We start from the raw sequence: 19,406 nt of genomic DNA, 5'->3' as shown, positions 1-19,406 counted from the left end.
GATCATCCTCGTCCTTGCGAAGGAAAAGGGGCATTTAAGCTGTTTGGCTGGCGTTGTGCTTAACGTCTTGAAAGAAGAACTGCCCGAAGAGCGGGAAAGCCGATTCTGGGCCTTTGCCTTAGGTGCAGGTAGCTAGGCCGCAATTTTGTTAGGGCTGTAGCGCTTCCATTAGCGGTTAGCTTGGCACAGCTCAGGCTGGTCAGCTCAGTATTCCAAAAGCCGATCAGGTTAGTATTCCAAAAACAGCGTGTTGAATGCCTCACTTGAGCCAAACGGATTAGCCGGTGCAGCAGGGTTCTGTTCAGAAGCGTGGTTTAGTGTTGTCTTACCTAACCGTTTATTCGACTGCTTATCCAACTGCTTATCCAACTGGGCAACTTGCATATCGAGGACCGACAGCCGATCGAGAATTTGTTGCCGACGCTGTTCGAGGGTTTCCATTTCTTGCTGAAGGCGCTGCCTTTCAATCTGAAGTTTGTACAGCTCCAGATGGGTAGTGGCCTCAGACTTGAGCCGAGGCATGGTGCTAATTTTGGCAGAGATACGCGCAAGTTTACGAGCCATAGATCTAGGAAAGCATGGGAAAGGGTTAAATCTTCCCTATTGTTCCCGCAAAATCCAGGTTCGGTGAAATAGGCTGGGCAATAGATCGCCAGTTTTCCAGAAAATGTTGTCACTCCGTCTGATTGGCTACATTCCCAAATTACCGTCTCACCAACAATGAAGGAGTAATGGGCGCTATGCCTGATGCTGATGTTCCAGAGGTTATGAAAACCCGCATTATCGTTTGTGGGCTTGGTCGCGCGGGCTACCAAGTGTTTCGATTACTGAAGCAGCAGGGCGCAATTGTGGTGGGCATCAACAATCGTCCCCTAGCCGATCACGAGGTAGAGACCGGAGACGAGATTGTGATTGGGGATTTATGGGCTGCTTCCACGCTTTTGGCTGCTGGCATCCGCGAGGCCCATACGCTGGTGCTGGCCACCAGTGACGATGCCTTGAACTTGGCGGTGCTGACCCAGGCGCGAGTCCTGAATCCCCGAATTCGGATTGTCAATCGCTTGTTTAATGCCAGTTTGGGCGATCGGTTAGATCACACCCTGCCGGACCATTTTTCCATGAGCGTGGCAGCCTTGGCGGCTCCAGTGTTTGCCTTTGCCGCCTTGGGCAGTCGGGCAATTGGGCAGTTGCGCTTGTTTAACCAAACCTGGCCGATTCGGGAAGAATACATCGACGACAACCACCCCTGGCGAGGGCGCAAACTCAGCGATCTGTGGGAAGAGCGCTCCCGCATGCTGATCTATTATCTACCGGCTCGCAACCGGATGGATTTAGTTTCGGCAGTTGTGTGTGGCAAACATTTGCAACCCGGCGATCGGTTGATTATTGCCACCCAGCCTCAGGTCCATACTAGCCAGCGCAACCTCCGGCAAAAACTGATTGGTTTGTTTACAGGCATTCGCTATTTTCAGCAGCATATTCGGCCGACAATTTGGATCTCGCTGGTCCTGCTAACCACGATTATTGGCTCAACCCTGATTTACACAGCAGCTAGCATGCACACTTCGCTAGTCGATGCGCTCTACTTCTCAGTTGGGTTGATCACCGGTGCTGGCGGTAATGAAGATGTGGTTGAAACAGCTCCAGCAGATATTAAACTGTTCACCGTGATGTTGATGCTGGTAGGTGCGGCAGTCGTCGGTATTTTCTACGCATTGCTGAATGACTTTGTCCTAGGCACAAGACTACAACAGTTCTGGAATACGGCCCGCGTACCCCATCGCCATCATTACATCGTCTGTGGTTTGGGCGGGGTTGGCATTCAGATTGTCAGTCAGCTGCATGCCAGCGGCTGTGAAGTCGTAGCTATTGAACGCGATCCAAACAATCGGTTTCTGAATGTGGCCCGTGCTCTCAAAGTACCTGTGATTCAGGGAGATGCCAACTTGGCCGCCACGCTACAAACGGCCCATGCAGCAGGGGCCGCGGCTCTGTTAGCCGTCACGAGCAATGATGTAGCAAATCTAGAAATCGCCCTGACTGCGAAGGGACTATCAGCCAAGCTGCCGGTGATTGTGCGCAACCAAAATCCCCAATTTGCGCCCCTGGCCCAGCGCGTGTTTGACTTTGAGGCCGTGTTTAGCCCTGCCGAATTGGCAGCCCCCTCGTTTGCAGCTGCAGCCCTGGGCGGACGGATCCTCGGTAACGGCATGACGGCAGATATTCTCTGGGTCGCCCTAGCCACCATCATTACTCCAGCCCATCCGTTTTGCGGTAAGCGCGTCAAAGATGCGGCGATGGAGGTGGATTTTGTTCCCCTTTACATCGAAACCAAACATCAAACCACCCACGGTTGGAACATCCTCGACCTGGAATTGAATCCAGGAGATGTGTTGTACCTAACCATACCAGCAACCCAGCTAGAGTTGCTTTGGCGCAGTCAGCCCTCTACCCTATCTTCCCAGCTAAATTATTCTGGGCTGGTGAACGAGGAATAGAGCTTTCCAGTAGCAGTGGCTCACTGCTTTATTCTGTTTCTCCAGTTTCAGTTTCTCTGGTGACTTCTATAATTTCTCCCACTTCAAAAATCAATCTAAAGGGTTGGCCCATTTCTGATTCCAGGAACTCCTCTAGGAGTACAACCTGTCTAGGGGTAATCGCTTCTTTAACACGGACACTCAGCCGCACTTCGGGGGGATGAGCCACCCAGTTGACTCGACTGTCTAGTAACTGCACTCGCTGAAAGGTGATGGTTCGGTTCAGCAGCGCCCGTCTCAGGTTGGCTTCTAGATGAACCTGCCGGGCCAGACGCACAAAACTAATCCCCAACGGAATCAGCAGAATTCCAGTTAAAATCAGCGTCCAACTCAAGGCTTTGCGTGCCCGGTGTAAGGGAGTGCAGCCCGATAGGAGGAAGGTGAACATGCAAGACAAGGTGATGCCCAGCAAATTCGTCAAATAGAGAATAGACGCCCCTAAACTGAGCGCCCCGTTGGCCTGCGCCAACCCCAAGCCGATCACACAGACCGGCGGCATTAAGGCTACAGCAATTGCAGTTCCGGCTAGGCTGCCAGAGATCTTGGGCTGCACCTTGGCGTAGCCACTCACCCCACCAGCCGTGACCGCAATTCCCAAATCCAGCAGGGTTGGTTCCGAGCGCGACAGCACTTCACTTCCATAGCTAGGCAACCCGACCAGTAGCCCCAAACTGTAAGAAATTGCCACTGCCAACAAGGTGCCTACTGCCACAGCCACCCAGCCCCGCCGAAACAGATCAACATTGCCCGCCAAGGCACCAAAGGCTAAACCGCGAATCGGCAGCATCAACGGTGCAATAATCATCGCCCCAATAATCACAGCCGTACTGTTAGCCAAGAGGCCAAAGGTAGCGATAGCACAGGAGGCCACAATTAGCACAATGTAGGAGGAGTCTAGGGTTGATTCAGCTAGCAGCTCGGTCTGAAGCTTCTCTAGTTGGATGGGCATTGCTGTTCTTTGCCTGAAGTGACGAAATCGATCTCGAATGTTATTCACCAACTGTTTCCCTCCTACGTTGAGATTCTGTGGATAATAATTTGAGAAATTGATTCGGCTCAAAGTTATCCGATCTTTAGAGAATTGGGATTAGTCGCCTTTCAAGGCACTGAAAGTGCTAATTTGTTCATCTTGATTAGATCCTCGATTGATTTGTTTCTCGGCCTAGGATCATGCTAATCAAAGTTGATTGCCTAACCAACTGTTTACCTTCAGCCGTTGCAGATGGGCAGCGACTTCTCCCAGCCTAACCGCCGTTTAGGAACCAATTCAGCAAGGGTGCAAATCCATTTGAACCAATATCTCTCTTGCTACAGAGGCTAAACTGAGCAGAATTTACTAATCAGCGCAGCTTACAGGCAACCTTTCTCGGTGACCCATCTCCTCATCAGCCCATCCATCTAGACTACAGGCTGTTATGGAAAAGCCTGTCAGTATAGAATTAGGCAATTACAATGGCAAGAGGCTGATAGATTTGGGTTCAAATCAGCGGTCACCCGCTCTAAGAATCCGTTTGAAAAGCCCCCTATATCCCCCATTCTGGGGGACTTTCTCGAACCGTTGCTGTTCCAAGTCCCCTACTAGTAGGGGATTATAGCCCTGCGGGCATCCCAGAAAGGGGGGCGGATCCAGACGACAAGATTCTTTTCAAACAGCTTCTAATAGCTGAAGGCAAATAGCTGAAGGTAAACGAGTCTCCGTTGCGAACAAGGAAGGATTATTGTGGTTCCTCTTACCGATAACAATCCCACCCAAACTACTCCCTATGTAGTTTATCTGCTGATTCTGGCCAACGTTTTAGTGTTTTTGTATCAACTTAGTCTGCCGGTAACGGAGTTGGAACAGTTCTTTTTCCGCTATGCTGTAGTCCCTAAGGATTTAACGGTTGCCTTTAACAGCGGAGACACAAGTTTGCTGTTGCCAGAGTTAATGACCTTGTTTACCTCACAGTTTTTACATGGCGGTATTTTGCATATTGCAGGCAACATGCTGTTCCTGGCCATATTTGGCAACAACATCGAAGATAAGATGGGCCACTTCAGATTCTTGCTCTTTTATCTCATCTGCGGCGCTCTGGCAGCATTATCCCACTGGTTCTTTTCAATGGATTCAACAATTCCTTCACTAGGAGCGAGTGGCGCGATTGCTGGTGTTTTGGGAGCATACATTTTGCGGTTTCCAAAGGCAAAAATTACTACCTTAGTGCCCTTGGGCTTCTTCTTCTTCACCGTCCGCATACCGGCCATTTTCTTTTTGGGCTTCTGGTTTTTTCAGCAGGCGCTTTTTAGCGTTGCTAGTCTGAACGTGCCTACTAATGTGAATGCGGAAGGAGGGGTCGCCTATTGGGCACATGCCGGTGGATTTGTGTTTGGCATGTTGCTGGCCCCACTGTTTGGGCTGTTTTCTAGAGACCGATACGCTTCTTAGCTTATGCTTCTTAAGCTTATGCTTCTTAAGCTTATGCTTCTTAAGCTTATGTTTCTTGAATTGCTTTTACCGCCCAGTTTGTGTATCTATAAAAGTATATCTAAGGGAGAATGGCTGCACACCGCCTGTCATTTAACTCTACGTCCAATCTATGTTCTACTCTACATTAGGGTAGATGTATTGGCCAACAGAAGTTCTGCCCAAGGCGCGATGTAATTGGAGAAATAAAAGAAAAATATAAAATGTAGCAAATGATGCATTTTAGCCCTTCGTTTTTGCCTTTCAGGCAAAGCAAAGGCCGTTGAATTGTTAGTTTTTATATTTTCTAGTTTCTACCAATGCTAAGTTTACAGTCTAATTCATCCCACCATGCCAGCCTGATTTTTGAGTCGATTGTGCCGAAGGACAAGGCTGCGGCATTCCAATCCTGGCATTCCAGACTAAGACGAACTGCCCGCCAGTTTCGAGGCTATATTCGCACTGATCTCTGCCCGCCCGTCAATGCCCATCAGCTCAAGTGGTATTCAATTATGCACTTTGAGTCTCCTCAGCAGTTGCAGGAATGGCTGAAGTCGGATACGCGAGAAGCGCTGCTGCTAGAAGGTCAGCAGTTTTTTGAAACCTACCAATTCAAATCGTTTGAAACCGGGCTGGAAGGTTGGTTTTCGCGCCAAAAAAACTCCGATCAGGTGGGGTTGGGAGCACCGGCCTGGAAGCAAAATTTGGCAGTAATTCTCGGCCTATACCCAACGGTAATGGTGCAAACGCTGCTATTTGCCAAACTGGGCATCATGCAGGATTGGTCCCTAGCTAGCGCAATGCTCGTCAACAATGTTATCTCCAGTTCGATTCTCACCTGGACCGTAATGCCGTTTGTTACAAAGACGATCCAGTTCTGGCTCCAGCCCGCTCCTCAGCCAACCTCAAGTCGAAGCAACCTCATGGTTACAGGTGCGATTACACTATCGCTAATAGTAATGATGATGGTCTTCAACCAGATTCAATAATCTAAACGTTATCTTCCACTAATCTTCAAAACGACTCAGCTCCTGTTGGACTACTATTGAGAGCAGCTATTTAACTCAATCGGTCCCCTAATTGCGATCCACAGGTCTATGTCGTCCCAAGCGCCAGAGTTTATTTTGTTTGTGCAGCATGGCTGGGCGGATGATAATCGAGCAATGCTCAATCTCGCTAGCCAATTGGCCGCCAATAACGCTTTAATTGTTGCCCCAGATCTGGGATTTATTCAAACTTGGCTGCGGATTGAACCGTTGATCCAAATGGTGGAAAAAGTTGCCTTTCAGCAACTTCAGACCTATCCAGAGGTGCCCCTACGGATTGTGGGTCACTCCATGGGTGGGTTGATTTGGATCGAACTGCTGCATCGGCATCGGAGCTGGTGGCCACGAGTGCATTCGCTAGTTTTGGTTGGATCGCCTGTGGGTGGAGCCGATTTGGGACGCATTTTGGATCCATTTGGTATTGGCCTAGGAATCGCAGCGGATTTGGGCTGTAATCGCAAACCAATGGCTACCGAAATCGCGGCAGTGATTCCCACTTTAGCAATTGCCGGTGACATTGACGGAGGCAGTGACGGCACGGTTACAGTTAACTGCACTCGCTTTGCCTACGTCCATTACGTTTCCATTCCCGAATCCCATGCGGCGCTAAGAGACCACCCGGCAGTGGCCGCCCTGATTCGCAATTTTTGGGATGATTTCACCATCGGTGAGTCGATTGAAGTCAACGAAATTATTCACAAACTCTCTGCCGTACCAGGCATGACCGACGGACACCCCCGCGACTTTAAGCGAGCCGAAGTGGTGATGTATCTCAAGGACGGCAGCTCAATCCGCACGTGGGTCAATCCGTTTGGGGTAGATCATGTGTTTGTGGCATCCCCGGACGGGCAGTGTCTCTATGCCGGTTTTGTCGGCTGGGTGCATGCCCAGGATCTACAGCAGGCCCTGCATGAGATCAGGCTAGCCTATGGGATTTGGTGAGGGGTAGGGGGTGAGGGGTAGGGGGTGAGGGGTGAGGGGTGAGTTTACTATATCTAAGTAGGTCACCCGAACGATTCGGTAAACCTGTAGTGCAGACATCTAACCCGTCAGCAGGAAGGATGCCTGCCCTATGTTTGGTTTAATTTTGCCATTGCCCCCTCACCCCCCACTCCCCACCCCCTACTCCCCACTCCCCACCCCCTACCCCCCACTCCCCACCCCCACCCCCCATGACCACAACCCAAAACCTCTCTAACTCCGCCTCTCTCCATCAGGTTCAGCATCCTCTAGAGCCATTAACCGCTGTAGAAGTGCAGGCCGCCGTTGCGATTGTGCGAAGTGAATACCCGGTAGGCGAGCAGTTTCGGTTTCCCTGTGTCACGTTGCATGAGCCACCCAAGGCAATGGTGCTGAATTTCCAGCCCGGTGATGCCTTCGAGCGGGAAGCCTTTTTGATTCTGCTGGACAATACGACAGGGGCGACCTACGAGGCAATCGTCTCCTTGACTCAAACCAAAGTTTTGTCTTGGCAACCCATTCCGGGCGTACAGCCCAACATCATGGCTGATGAACTGGCCGAGTGCGAGGCGGCGGTAAAGGCCCATCCGGAATTTCAAGCCGTGTTAGCAAAGCGCGGCATTACCGATCTGGATCTAGTCGTGGTAGACCCGTGGGCGATTGGCAACTTTGGCTTTGCCGACGAAGTGGGGATGAGGCTATCGCGCTGTTTGTGTTATTTGCGTAGCCGCCCTGACGGTAACTTCTATGCCCGTCCAATCGATGGAGTGGTGCCCGTGGTTGACCTCAATCAAATGCAGGTAGTGCGGATCGAGGATATGGGAGTGGTGCCAGTACCGCCCGAACCGAGCGAATATGCGGCCCGCTTTATGCCCTCCCTGCGCCCAGATATTAAGCCGCTGCATATTACTCAACCCCAAGGCCCCAGTTTTGAGGTGGAAGGGCACTTTGTACGCTGGCAGAAGTGGCAGTTTCGGATTGGGTTTACGCCCCGCGAAGGCTTGGTCCTCTATACCGTAGGCTACGAAGATCAGGGTCGGGTCCGACCGATTCTCTACCGAGCCTCGATGGCCGAAATGGTGGTGCCCTATGGGGATCCGCGTCCGCAGCATTTCCGCAAAAACGCCTTTGACTTGGGAGAGCATGGCGTCGGCATGCTGGCTAATTCCCTGAAACTGGGCTGCGACTGCTTGGGGGAAATTCGCTACTTTGATGGGGTGCTGACCAACAGCCGGGGCGAGGTTGCTATCACCGAAAATGCCGTTTGTATGCATGAAGAAGACTATGGCATTCTCTGGAAGCACACCGATTGGCGGCTAGATGAGGTAGAAGTGCGACGCTCGCGGCGTTTGGTGGTGTCGTTTATTGCCACAGTGGACAACTACGAATATGGCTTCTTCTGGTATTTCTATCAGGACGGCACAATCCAATACGAGGTGAAACTGACCGGCATTCTCCTCTGCGCTGCCTTGGTCGATTATCCCAAATACGGTACCGTCGTCGCCCCGGAGCTAAATGCCCTCAACCATCAGCACTTCTTCTGTATGCGCCTCGACTTTGACCTGGATGGCACAGCAAACTCGGTCTACGAAGTGAATACAGCCGCCGAACCGCCAGGACCTGATAATCCCTATGGCAATGCTTTCTACGCCGAATCCACCCTGCTGAAAACCGAGCAGGCAGCGCAGCGAATCGTTGACCCCCTGAAGGCGCGCTACTGGAAAGTGGTGAATCCCAATCAACATAACCGCTTGGGCCAACCCGTGGGCTTCAAGCTGGTGCCGGGAGAAAATGTGTTGCCCTTTGCCCATCCCGACGCCCCGATTCTGAAACGGGCTGGGTTTATGACTAAACATCTCTGGGTGACACCCTACAGTCCCTTGGAGCGCTATCCAACCGGCAACTACCCCAATCAGCATCCTGGCGGTGAAGGCTTACCGCAATGGACCCAGGCCAACCGCTCGATTGAAAACACAGACTTGGTGGTGTGGTACATGTTTGGCCATCACCATATTCCCCGACCAGAAGATTTTCCAATCATGCCAGTGGCCTATGCGGGCTTCCTGCTTAAACCCGTTGGTTTCTTTGATGCCAATCCGGCTCTGGATGTGCCGCTGCAGGCAGACATCAATCAATCCAGCTCCGGTGAAACCTCCCAGACTTGCCATTGAGCCAACACCCATTGAGCCAACACCCATTGAGCCAACACAGGTGCTTCAGCCTGATGCAGTAGAGAAAACCCTAAGCAGCGGGTGGTAACAACCGTAAGGGAGATGAGTGCTCTTCGGAAGCCCCTAACGCTTGAGTCGTGATTCCATCCCGTTGCTTACACGGCCGTTGCGGCAAAATCAACACTGTAAGAGGTTCACAGGAGTGAAGCAGCTTGATCTCTGACTTCTGATAACTCGTTTGGCTTCTTGCGGTTTCTCCCTATCTCTACAGGAATCAGTGCTATGAAAACGGCAGCCCGCCCACAGGTATACAGCAAATTTGTGCAGCAGGTCCAAGCCTCCCAGGTGCAACGGGTGACGATTCGACCCAACCAGATCGAATACACCCTCAAACCCGAATTTGGCGGTCAGTCCTACTACACCCAACCCACCGACCGCCATGATGACCTCGTTAGTTTGTTGCAAAGTCACGGCGTCGAATTCACTACTCTCACCGATACAACCACCGATACAAACGGCACTAATGCTGGCATTCTGGGGTTGCTGCTTTCGCTGGGGATGATGCTGGGTGCGTTTGCTTGGCTGCTCAAGCTGAATAAGGCAGGCGGTGGAGTCGGCAGCGGCATGGGCAGCGGTCTTGGTGTGGGGCTGGGGGTAGGCAGAAGCAATGCCCGAACCTATAGCCAGGGCAAAACTGGAGTCACCTTTGCTGATGTGGCTGGCGTCGATGAAGCCAAGCAGGAACTGCAAGAAGTGGTCGATTTTCTCGCCAACGGCGACAAATACCGCAAAATCGGCGCCAAAATTCCTAAGGGCGTGCTGCTGGTTGGGCCTCCGGGCACCGGTAAGACCTTATTGGCTAAGGCCGTTGCAGGCGAGGCAGGAGTACCTTTCTTGAGCATGTCCGGTTCGGAATTTGTCGAGCTGTTTGTGGGCGTAGGGGCGGCCCGTGTGCGGGACTTGTTCAGCCGCGCCAAACGGCAAGCACCTTGTATTATCTTCATCGATGAACTGGACGCCATTGGCAAAACTCGCGGCGGCGGCATTCCTAACGGCGGTAATGATGAACGGGAACAAACGCTGAACCAACTGCTGACCGAACTGGATGGCTTTGACGGTAACGAGGGTGTGATTCTGTTGGCGGCTACCAACCGGCCCGAAATCCTCGATCCGGCTTTGCGGCGTCCCGGTCGCTTTGATCGGCAAGTCTTAGTCGATCGACCTGACAAGAGTGGGAGAGCCGAGATCCTGCGGGTGCATGCACAGGGCGTAATTCTGGGTGAGGATGTGGATTTAGATGCTATTGCTAGCCAAACCGCTGGTTTTGCCGGTGCTGATTTGGCCAACCTGGTGAATGAGGCTGCGCTAATGGCAGCTCGCAACAATCGTCAAGCCGTACTGATGGCTGACTTCAAAGAGGCAATCGAACGGGTCGTAGCTGGGCTGGAGAAGCGGTCGCGAATTCTCACTCCGCTGGAGCGCCAAACCGTGGCCTATCACGAAATTGGGCATGCGCTGGTGGGTGCCTTGATGCCGGGTCACCACAAAGTGACCAAGATTTCGATCGTGCCACGCGGATTGGCAGCTTTGGGCTATACGCTGCAAATGCCAGAAACCGATCGCTTTTTGCTGCTAGAAGATGAACTGCGGGGCCAACTCGCCACTCTGCTAGGCGGACGGGCTGCTGAGGAAATCAGCCTGGGCAAGATCTCGTCTGGTGCCAGTGATGACATCCAAAAAGCTACCGATTTGGCCGAGCGAGCTGTGACGCAGTACGGTATGAGTCACCTGGGTCCGGTTGCCTTTGAAAAGAACGCCGCCCAGTTTATAGACGGCAGCAGTACCCGCCGTGCCATCAGTGCCGAGGTGACCGCAGAGATCGATCGCCAAGTCAAGCACAGCCTTGACCAAGCCTACGCAATGGCGCTGGCGATTCTGCGGCTAAATCGAAACCTGTTGGAAGCGGCCACCCAAGTCCTCCTGAAGCAAGAGGTGCTGGAAGGCGAGCCGCTCCAGGCAATTTTGGCTCAGGTGCAAGCCCCTACAGAATTGCAGGCTTGGTTGACTAACGGTTAGAGGCCAGCCTGCACCTTAACAATCTATACCTTACAAGGGAATCCGGAAGGTGCGATCGCCGCTCGTGCTCTCTTGAATTACTAGGGTCAGCCTGCGATTTGCGGGCTGATCTAACAGGTAAATTTGCCCATTCAGCAACTCACCCGGTTCCAGCATGGTATCGCCAGTGCCGGTAAACAACACGCGCGAACGCACGGTATTGCCGTTGCTATCTCTCGATTCGGCATAGAGCGGCACAAAGCTAAACCCACGTCCGCTGCGGTTCTGGATCCAGAGGTTGGCGATAAATTTACCGTCTGCCTCGGTGCGTTTGCCGTCGATCCAGACGGAGACATCGTTGAGAGTTTGGGTCGCTGAGGTCAAGAAGCTACCTGCTACCCAACGGTTTGCAATCTCTAGCGGACTAGTGTGGGGCGTTTGCTGGGCCACCGTAGTCGCAGCACTGCGGGGTGGAGTACTCTGGGTTGGACGAGCAGCAGGTCGGTTGGAGTGACTGGTGGAGCGATTGGTGGGCTGACTGGCAGGCCGAGTTGGGGGCTGGGGTTTCTGCGCCGGTGCAGTTGCCGATTGGGAAGTGCTTTGGGCTGGGGCTGGTTGGGCCGGAGCTGGAATAGCTGCCGCTACTGAGACCATCGGGCTGGGGCGTTGGGTGGATTGTCCAACTAGGTTGGGCTGGGGCGTCGGCTGAGTGGCAGTGGATGGCTGGGGTGATTTGGGAGTAGCAGCAGCTACCTTGAGATTCACAGCATCCAATCTGGCTCGATATTCCTGGGTGCGAGCACTGGCCGGATTGCGGACAAAACTGCCGTCAGGAATAGCTTCTAGCGTTGCCAAAGCTCGTCGCCACTGTAATTGGGCTGCTTGAAACTGCTGAAGAGTTGTGGCAACTTTAGTTTGTTCGGCCGCTTTTTGAGCTTCTGCCTCCGCCCGGTGCAACAACTGCGCTGCTCTGGTCTCTTTCTCCAGCGTATAATCCAGCGTTTCCAACAGGGCTTGGTATCGAGGCAGGACTGCGCTAGCTGCTCTATAAACCTTGGAGCTATCAGAAACCGTATTCAATTGAGCAATAGAATCAGCAAGGCGCGGGCGAGCATTTTGCAAATCCTGCAAGTCGCGAGCCTGCTCGATCAGGATGCTGGCACTGCTGGCCTGCTCAAGCGCCTGACGATAGCGCTCCTCTGCCGATTGCTCTCCAACACAATTCTCTAAAGCCCAGCAAAGCGGAACAAGATAGGGCGACCAGATGCCAACTAACACCCCACCAACCGGTAGCAACGCTAGTGCCCCTAAAACCACCGCCTGCCGCAGAGACATCCGTAACGGACGTCTGGCATTGCCTCGCTGATCTTGGGGGAGATGCAGAATCGCCGCCCGAATCTGCTGCAGTCGGCCGACAAACGATAGCGGATGCAGGTTGTCGGCAATATTGGTCTCAGCAATATCGGTCTCGGTAACATTGGTTCCGGTAACATTGGTTCCGGCAATATCGGTCCCCATCTTCGACCAAGCCAACGTTTGCTTAGGAGCAGGGACAATTGCTGCTTCGATCTGAGTCGGTTGAGTCGCGAGTTGAGCGGATAAAGCTTGATTTGCTAGCGTGCCGTCTCCTTGATCTGAAATCGTTGGAGAAATTGTCTGTGAAATCGTTGCCTGTTCCGCTAAGAGTGGTGTAACGGGCGAATCAGGCTGAGGATCGAGCTGGGTCGTGAGTAGGTGGCCGGTCACTGCTGTGGCTTGGGTAACCCAATCAGCCGTTGCTTCTCGATTGAGCTGGGACAAATTTGCTGAATTCAAATCAGCAGCTACATCACGAGCCTGCTTTTGAACAACTGCGGCTGCTTTTACCAATTCTACCTGAGTGGGTGGGTGAGCTTGGTTTGCAGTTCGCCTGCCTGTGGCTGTCTGCTTCGCCCGATTAGTCCGCTTTGCCGGAGAAACTGGCCATAGCTCCAGGGAATCTAGCGCCTCATAAAGCGGCTGTAACGCCTGCAAAACGGCTTGAGCCGTCGCATAGCGGTCTTGGGGCTTGTCGGCCATCATCATCTCCAGAAGCCGCAATAGTCGAGCATCTAGCCGGACCAAGCGCTTCCACTTCCATTCCAGAGACTTGGAATCAAGCAAGTGATTGGGCGGCTTTCCGGTCAGTAGCACTACAGCCGTCACCGCCAATGCATAGAGGTCACTGCGAGGTGAACACTGCCCCATGCGGATTTGCTCATAAGGTGCATAGCCAAACTTGCCTACCGAAACCGACGCTTGAATTAAATCGTCTGGATCGCTGGGATTGGCCACATGCAAATGCGGGATCACCTGCTTCACAACGCCAAAATCGATCAAAACCGGCGTGGTTTTCCCCTTTGGCAGCATGATGTTGTCGGGAGAAATATCTCGATGCACGATATTTTGCGAATGCAAATAATCCAGCACTCGCAGCAAACTCCACAGCCAGGCTACAATTTCCCGCTGATTGAAGGAACAGCCTTGTCGCTGCCGTTCTTGCAACAATCGCCAATAGGTTTTACCGTCGATGTATTCCTGAGCAATGAACAGACGCTCATCTTCCTCAAATCCAGCGAAGAACTTTGGAATCTGCGGATGATTGAGCTGGTGCAGAATCGCGGCTTCCCGTTGAAATAGCTCGCGCAGCTTTTGAGCCACGACCGGATCGGCCTGACTGTTGGGTACAAATTCTTTCAGCACGCAGAGTTCGCTGAAGCGCCGTTCATCGGCTGCTAAATATGTCCGTCCGAATCCGCCCCGTCCCAGGGTGCATTGAATTCGGTAGCGGCGATCCACTAAGGTTCCAGGGGTTAACTCTGATCCTGCTGTCACTATGCGGCTCCTTCTCGCTCAACGCTGTTCTAGCAGTCAACTCATCAACCTGCATCCGTAGCCTAACGACTAAGCGGAGCGGTCGAGAACGCAGAAATCACCCTGATCAAGCAACAGCGTAATGATATCAGTTACAACAACAAAGTTTTAGAACCATGACATCATCTCATTTCTTTTAGATTTTGAATATGGTGGTTGCCCCCGTCACCGCAGCACGAACTTGGAATGCACAAATCAAGTAGAGCTGCGAAAAATCAATTCAGCTGAAGAAATCCATCGACTGAAGTGGTTCAATTGTTGTTTGCATAGCTGCTTTGGTGCAAATCTTAACATCGATTGGCATCGATGCAGTAGGTCAACGACTACACGGTTGAACTATTGCGAGCTTCCCAAGCCAAATTCAGTAGCTTCACCCAGCGTTTTCTCACCTGCACAGGTGTGCATTTCAGAATTTTAGCAATCTCTTGATCCTCAAGTTGTTTACTCTTGAGCTGCAGGAGCTGCTGTAGATCAGGCGTCAAGCGGCTAAGAAAGAGATCCCACTGCTGCTGAGTCATGCCCAGATTTTGGTCGAGGTCTGCTCCTAGCCATTGGTGTACCAACTGCCAGCGATGGGAGCGGGCAAACTTCTCGACATGGTACTTAAAGCGCTGCTGCAAATAGTCACGCTGACGGGGAGAGAGACCGAGCAGGTCATCAATTTCGGGCGCAGACAGATCCTTCAGCTTTAGGATCAGATATTCAACGCAATCAGGTTGGCCCTGTTCTTCCAGATACTCGATTAATTCCGTAATTACCCGGTCACGGATCACCGAGTCGGCAGGATCAACAGTTTCGGCAACCATCTGTTCACGCACCTGCTGCATCATGGCTGAGCGGCTGTGCATTTCCGCTTCTTCTCCCTTGGCTGAGTCCATTGCTAGTTCCAGGTCGAGCACGGCTTCGGGAGGTTGACGTTGAGCATACCCTTGAGCACGCAAAACAATTAACTGCTGTTTGCGCTGTCCTGGCAGCAGGATGTGCCGCTTGGCATACTGCTCGGTAAAGGCCATGTACTCGGCAAGCTCTAGGCGAGTTTTGGGGCAGTAGTTGGCATCGAGTCCATTCTCACGCCGAAAGGCTTTGAGCACTTCAACGTTGAACCCTTGCAAGAAATCTTCAATTGCGTTGTAGCGGGCCGAAAAGCCGAGCTGTGACTGATGGGGGGCAATATGGCGATAGACCATCGTACTCAAGTGGCTCATCAACTCGACGCGACCTTGTCGAGAGCCAAGCCGATAGTAGTTGAGGCATTTTTGCATGCGCAGACGAGCTAGTTTCATCTGCCAGAATTGCACCTCACCGGAATTGTAAATCCGGTCGCTCTTACTACAAATGCGTACAACTTCAACGGCGATTCGAGTCACAACTGCCCGCACCGACGCTGACAGAGCCGGTAACTCGGCTTGGTACTCCGTTAAGATCTGCTGAACCAGCGTCAAAGTTTGATTTTCGTCCTGAAGCGGGTCGGGAGCGTGGTTAGAAGAAGTAGCCAGTGTTTCTGGTTGCAGGACAGTCGGCTGGCTAGGCTGTTCGAACCGTTGGGACCGTTCAGACTGTTCCAGCTGTTTCAGCGATTCTGGCTGTTTTAGCGATTTTGGCTGTTTCAGCAATTCAGATGATGGCACCCCGGTCGAAGCAATCTCAGTTGGTTGAGATGGATGATCGTTTGAGTTGGGGGAACTAGCAGAGTTTACAGGTTCAACATTCATGGCTGTTTCCGGTGATGCACAACAGCAGGCAGAATCACACCGGGTGCAAGTTGTGGATCTTCCTAAATTCAAGAAATACTGGGTTTAAGAACTAGGAGTCCAAAACGAGCGAAGTTGTTTCTGCTCCACTTTCTGTGTCTACAACATGGCTCAGAGGGACTGCGAATTTTTCGGAAAAAACACTGTCACTTTTTTAACTGGTTTCCTGATCCTCTATTTTGACGTAATCGGCTAGGGGTAATTGTCAAGTCTCTGTGAGCTAAAACACACTTCGTGTAACGACTTGAGCAATTCTTGCCCTAGCTCGGTGATTTGTCTGCATTGTGTTGTAAATCGGCCAGTTTCTCAACTGGTTCTCACCCGTCACTTGCTAGCCCTCATGCGCTTCTGCTAGCTCTAGCTCGGCCACGGCTTCCCAACCCAAGCCCTTGCGAATCACCACGGGTTCGTCTGTGGTTAAATCCAGGATTGTGGAGACACGGTAGCCCACCATTGAACCATCATCAATCACCACATCTACAACCTTATCCAGCCGGTCGAATAACTCTGTTGGCGTAATCGGCTGATCCTCCAGATGAATAACGCTGGGAGCCGACGTAGAAATGATGGGATTCCCCAACTCTTGCAGCAAGGCTTGGCAGATGGTGTGATTGGGAACGCGGATGCCGGTTGTTTTCCGTTTTGGACTCATCACTAACCGAGGCACAAGTTTGGTAGCAGGCAACAAAAACGTGTAGGGGCCTGGAATCAGTCGTTTGATCAACCGATAGGCCGCATCGCTAACCTGCGCATAGGCCGCAATATTAGATAAGGAGGAGCACAGAAACGTCAGTGGCTTATCATTTGACATTCGCTTGATGTGTCGGACCCGCTCTACAGCTGATTTTGCATTTAGATCGCAACCAATCGCGTAGACTGTGTCTGTGGGATAAAGAATCACAGCTCCCTCCCGCAGGGCCTCTCGAATTTTGGCCACGCCATGGGCCTGGGGAGATTCTGGATGGAGCTTATAAATGACGGCCATGCTACCCCCTGCTTCAACTACCTGACGCTGCAATTATGACAAAAGTAGCCTACCTAGACTGTCCGACTGGAGTTTCGGGCGATATGTGCCTGGGTGCCCTGGTTCATGCGGGAGTACCGCTTGCCTATCTAGCTGAGCAACTAGAACGATTGGGACTGAACCGTGAATATGGCTTGCAGGCAGAGTTGGTCCATCGCAACGGTCAGCAGGCTACCAAAGTTTATGTTCATTTGTGCTCCCAGACTAGCTCCAATGGGCATACAGTCGATTCACCCACCGATTTACAGGCTGCTGTCTCCACTGCTCATGCCCACGCCCACGCCCATTCCGATCCCGACCACAGCCATCAAGAATCACCCACTGCAACCCACCCCCATTCTCGTCATCTGCCCGAGATCGAACAGCTAATCCGCTTAGCCCATCTGCCGGTCCGGGTCACGGACTGGAGTTTGGCCGTTTTTCGTCGCTTAGCCGAGGCTGAGGCTGCCGTTCATGGTATTCCTCCGGAGCAAGTTCATTTCCATGAAGTGGGTGCTACGGACGCCATCGTCGATATTGTGGGCACCTGTCTAGGATTGGACTGGTTGGGCATTGAACAGCTCTACTGCTCAGCGTTGCCGATTGGAGGCGGCACAGTTTGGGCGGCGCATGGTCGCCTTCCAGTTCCGGCACCAGCAGTCCTCAAGCTTTGGGAGATGCGGCAAGTTCCTATTTACAGCAATGGGATTGAGAAAGAGTTAGTCACACCGACAGGGGCTGCGATTGTCACCACATTAGCCACTGGGTTTGGAGCACCACCACCGCTGCTGCTACAACAGGTTGGTTTAGGCGCGGGTTCAACCAATCTTGCCATTCCCAATATTTTGCGACTGTGGATTGGCGAGGCAGACAGCAAGGCTGAGGCAGTCGCTCACCATCCCCATCAATCCTTGTCCCATCCTGCTGCTAATCCAGGTACAGCAAGCGAGAGCGTTGCCGAAGCGGCAACACCAGAGGCTGGATTGGATACGGTTGCAGTTCTAGAAACTCAAATCGATGATCTGAATCCTCAGGCAATTGGCTATGTTATGACAGCCTTATTGGCAGCAGGAGCACTGGATGTGTTTACCCAAAGTATCGGCATGAAAAAGTCTCGTCCTGGCGTGTTGCTGACAGTCATTTGCGATCCAGCACAGGTAGATACCTGCGAGGCTATTCTATTTCGGGAAACGACTACCTTGGGAATTCGGCATTCTATTCAGCAACGATCGGTATTAGAACGTGTAATTGAAACCGCGACAATTCCCTATGGTCAAGTTCGGCTCAAAATAGCCCGCCACAACGGTACGATTACGAACGTGCAACCCGAATATGAAGATTGTGCCCAGCTCGCTCAGCAGCATAACTTGCCTTGGCGTGAAGTGCACCAATTAGCGCTACAAGCCTGGTACAGTCAGAGGAGTGCTAAAGTGCCAACTCAGGCAGATTGATGCTCACCTAAGTGTGATCAGGGATTCAACAATTCAACGAACTAAGGGCTGCCTTGTGCGGCTCCTAACCTGTTTACAGAGGCGGAGTTCGGTTCCCGCACCATTCCAGTGGACCTGGTCAAAAATTTGGTGAAGGATGTACAACCCTCGCCCGCATTCATCAATATCGTTAATATCCGTCTTGCTGTCGTCGAGGTTGGTAGAGCAACTGGGAACAAACCCATTTCCCTGATCCGAAATTACCCACCAGTGCTGATCCTCTAGGACAAAGAATTCGACAAGAATAGTTTTACTAGGATCCAGATTGTTGCCATGCTTGGCCGCATTCACAAGCGCCTCTTGTAAACCTAAGCGGACATCAGGCTGCCATTTGAGCGGCACATCAGCAACCAACAGATCTAGAACCGGACATAAGTGCAGGGTAGAGGCGAAACTAACTGTGCCCCACTTACGACTAGTTGGGCGTAGTGAAATAGCAATCACTCAGACAACCTCAAAGCCTTCAAGTGGATTAATTGCTCAGTGCAAGGATTAAACTGCCCCTGCCGATCAGGGAAATTCCCTGTAAACCTAACTGAATTTGCCATTACGCCTCATTTCGATTTGTAACAGTGCAAATCCTGACGTGAGGCGAGTTTTGAGGCTCCACCCACTGGGATACCCCCATAGTAGCATATTGCCAACGGCGTCTTCGGACTATGATTCGGCCCCCGTAGGACCAACATCTGTACTACTAACCTACTATTGACACTGCGGCTAGTTTGTGGATAAACCTATCAAGGTGAATCCCTATCATTCCAACTCATTCCAGCAACAGGTAAAAGCTACAGTACAGTTTGTTCCGTTTGTGTTACAAATTTATCTCTCCAGTTTGTTGCTCTGTAGTTTCCTGGGCCAATTGCTGCCTTCCTAGGCTAGAGGCGAGCATAGAGTTAGAAGTTGGCTAGAAATAGAAAGAAGTGTGAATTTTCTGTGAAGAGGCAAGGGTTGCTCCTCCGTGAATTGACGCCCTAACTCGAGAAGATACGGATTGAATTCATCAGGCAGCTAGCTGTTGGCAGCATTGAGTTGTGAGGTTTCAGTAAACTTGCCGCTGG

The 19,406-nt window shown here is 52.0% G+C and carries 13 protein-coding genes and 1 pseudogene; 8 read left to right on the top strand and 6 right to left on the bottom strand.

Going from position 1 to position 19,406, the window contains the following annotated elements:
- Nucleotides 1–228: 228 nt before the first annotated feature.
- On the bottom strand, nucleotides 229–564 hold the full coding sequence (locus HJG54_RS03920; RefSeq protein ID WP_316433485.1) for a hypothetical protein: 336 nt from the start codon (nucleotides 562–564) through the stop codon (nucleotides 229–231).
- 176 nt (nucleotides 565–740) lie between these two features.
- On the opposite strand from HJG54_RS03920, the gene HJG54_RS03915 reads away from it, so the two are divergent.
- Entirely contained in the window at nucleotides 741–2,498 is a 1,758-nt protein-coding gene (locus HJG54_RS03915; protein WP_316433484.1) for an NAD-binding protein, read from the top strand.
- 28 nt (nucleotides 2,499–2,526) lie between these two features.
- Here HJG54_RS03915 and HJG54_RS03910 read toward each other — a convergent pair whose 3' ends face one another.
- Nucleotides 2,527–3,486 carry a DUF389 domain-containing protein gene (locus HJG54_RS03910; RefSeq protein WP_316433482.1) on the bottom strand — a complete coding sequence of 320 codons (960 nt, stop codon included), beginning with the start codon at nucleotides 3,484–3,486 and terminating at the stop codon, nucleotides 2,527–2,529.
- Nucleotides 3,487–4,257: 771 nt separating this feature from the next.
- Between HJG54_RS03910 and HJG54_RS03905 the strand changes: the two genes are divergently transcribed.
- The 6 genes from HJG54_RS03905 (at nucleotide 4,258) to HJG54_RS35355 (ending at nucleotide 12,814) form a co-directional block, all read left to right on the top strand.
- A complete protein-coding gene (locus tag HJG54_RS03905) occupies nucleotides 4,258–4,962 on the top strand; it encodes a rhomboid family intramembrane serine protease (RefSeq protein WP_316433481.1) in 705 nt (234 codons plus the stop codon).
- A 338-nt stretch (nucleotides 4,963–5,300) separates the two neighbouring features.
- Nucleotides 5,301–5,969: a hypothetical protein gene (locus HJG54_RS03900; RefSeq protein ID WP_316433480.1), complete on the top strand. Its 669-nt coding sequence runs from the start codon at nucleotides 5,301–5,303 to the stop codon at nucleotides 5,967–5,969.
- Between the two features lie 108 nt (nucleotides 5,970–6,077).
- The gene (locus HJG54_RS03895; RefSeq protein WP_316433479.1) at nucleotides 6,078–6,968 is read left to right on the top strand and encodes an alpha/beta hydrolase; all 891 of its coding nucleotides are present in this window, start codon (nucleotides 6,078–6,080) and stop codon (nucleotides 6,966–6,968) included.
- Between the two features lie 230 nt (nucleotides 6,969–7,198).
- Nucleotides 7,199–9,157 (top strand): primary-amine oxidase, encoded by a 1,959-nt coding sequence (locus tag HJG54_RS03890; protein WP_316433478.1) that lies wholly within the window; start codon nucleotides 7,199–7,201, stop codon nucleotides 9,155–9,157.
- A gap of 282 nt (nucleotides 9,158–9,439) precedes the next feature.
- Nucleotides 9,440–11,233, top strand: coding sequence for an ATP-dependent zinc metalloprotease FtsH (gene ftsH / locus HJG54_RS03885; protein ID WP_316433477.1), 1,794 nt, complete (start codon nucleotides 9,440–9,442; stop codon nucleotides 11,231–11,233).
- Between the two features lie 1,407 nt (nucleotides 11,234–12,640).
- Nucleotides 12,641–12,814 (top strand): hypothetical protein, encoded by a 174-nt coding sequence (locus HJG54_RS35355; RefSeq protein ID WP_420717379.1) that lies wholly within the window; start codon nucleotides 12,641–12,643, stop codon nucleotides 12,812–12,814.
- Nucleotides 12,815–13,237: 423 nt separating this feature from the next.
- Here HJG54_RS35355 and HJG54_RS35350 read toward each other — a convergent pair.
- The 3 genes and pseudogenes from HJG54_RS35350 to HJG54_RS03870 form a co-directional block, all read right to left on the bottom strand.
- A pseudogene (locus HJG54_RS35350) lies at nucleotides 13,238–14,029 on the bottom strand (serine/threonine protein kinase); the annotation flags it as partial.
- Between the two features lie 398 nt (nucleotides 14,030–14,427).
- The gene (locus HJG54_RS03875) at nucleotides 14,428–15,816 is read right to left on the bottom strand and encodes a HetZ-related protein (RefSeq protein WP_316433475.1); all 1,389 of its coding nucleotides are present in this window, start codon (nucleotides 15,814–15,816) and stop codon (nucleotides 14,428–14,430) included.
- Between the two features lie 370 nt (nucleotides 15,817–16,186).
- On the bottom strand, nucleotides 16,187–16,840 hold the full coding sequence (locus tag HJG54_RS03870) for an L-threonylcarbamoyladenylate synthase (RefSeq protein WP_316433473.1): 654 nt from the start codon (nucleotides 16,838–16,840) through the stop codon (nucleotides 16,187–16,189).
- Between the two features lie 35 nt (nucleotides 16,841–16,875).
- Between HJG54_RS03870 and larC the strand changes: the two genes are divergently transcribed.
- Nucleotides 16,876–18,309, top strand: a complete 1,434-nt coding sequence (gene larC, locus HJG54_RS03865) for a nickel pincer cofactor biosynthesis protein LarC (RefSeq protein WP_316433471.1) — start codon at nucleotides 16,876–16,878, stop codon at nucleotides 18,307–18,309.
- A gap of 33 nt (nucleotides 18,310–18,342) precedes the next feature.
- Here the strand turns inward: larC and HJG54_RS03860 are convergent, their stop codons facing one another.
- Nucleotides 18,343–18,792, bottom strand: coding sequence for an ATP-binding protein (locus HJG54_RS03860; RefSeq protein ID WP_316433470.1), 450 nt, complete (start codon nucleotides 18,790–18,792; stop codon nucleotides 18,343–18,345).
- Nucleotides 18,793–19,406 lie beyond the last annotated feature (614 nt).

Source organism: Leptolyngbya sp. NK1-12, from assembly GCF_032598965.1.
Lineage (GTDB): Bacteria > Cyanobacteriota > Cyanobacteriia > Elainellales > Elainellaceae > Elainella.
This window is presented reverse-complemented; position numbering and strand designations above follow the sequence as displayed.

Bases quoted from the DNA above. Each gene is read 5' to 3' on its own strand.
- HJG54_RS03920 (WP_316433485.1), bottom strand. From the start codon at position 564: ATGGCTCGTAAACTTGCGCGTATCTCTGCCAAAATTAGCACCATGCCT.
- HJG54_RS03900 (WP_316433480.1), top strand. From the start codon at position 5,301: ATGCTAAGTTTACAGTCTAATTCATCCCACCATGCCAGCCTGATTTTT.
- ftsH (WP_316433477.1), top strand. From the start codon at position 9,440: ATGAAAACGGCAGCCCGCCCACAGGTATACAGCAAATTTGTGCAGCAG.
- HJG54_RS03875 (WP_316433475.1), bottom strand. From the start codon at position 15,816: ATGAATGTTGAACCTGTAAACTCTGCTAGTTCCCCCAACTCAAACGAT.
- HJG54_RS03870 (WP_316433473.1), bottom strand. From the start codon at position 16,840: ATGGCCGTCATTTATAAGCTCCATCCAGAATCTCCCCAGGCCCATGGC.
- HJG54_RS03890 (WP_316433478.1), top strand. From the start codon at position 7,199: ATGACCACAACCCAAAACCTCTCTAACTCCGCCTCTCTCCATCAGGTT.
- HJG54_RS03910 (WP_316433482.1), bottom strand. From the start codon at position 3,486: ATGCCCATCCAACTAGAGAAGCTTCAGACCGAGCTGCTAGCTGAATCA.
- larC (WP_316433471.1), top strand. From the start codon at position 16,876: ATGACAAAAGTAGCCTACCTAGACTGTCCGACTGGAGTTTCGGGCGAT.
- HJG54_RS03915 (WP_316433484.1), top strand. From the start codon at position 741: ATGCCTGATGCTGATGTTCCAGAGGTTATGAAAACCCGCATTATCGTT.
- HJG54_RS03895 (WP_316433479.1), top strand. From the start codon at position 6,078: ATGTCGTCCCAAGCGCCAGAGTTTATTTTGTTTGTGCAGCATGGCTGG.
- HJG54_RS35355 (WP_420717379.1), top strand. From the start codon at position 12,641: ATGCAGGTTGTCGGCAATATTGGTCTCAGCAATATCGGTCTCGGTAAC.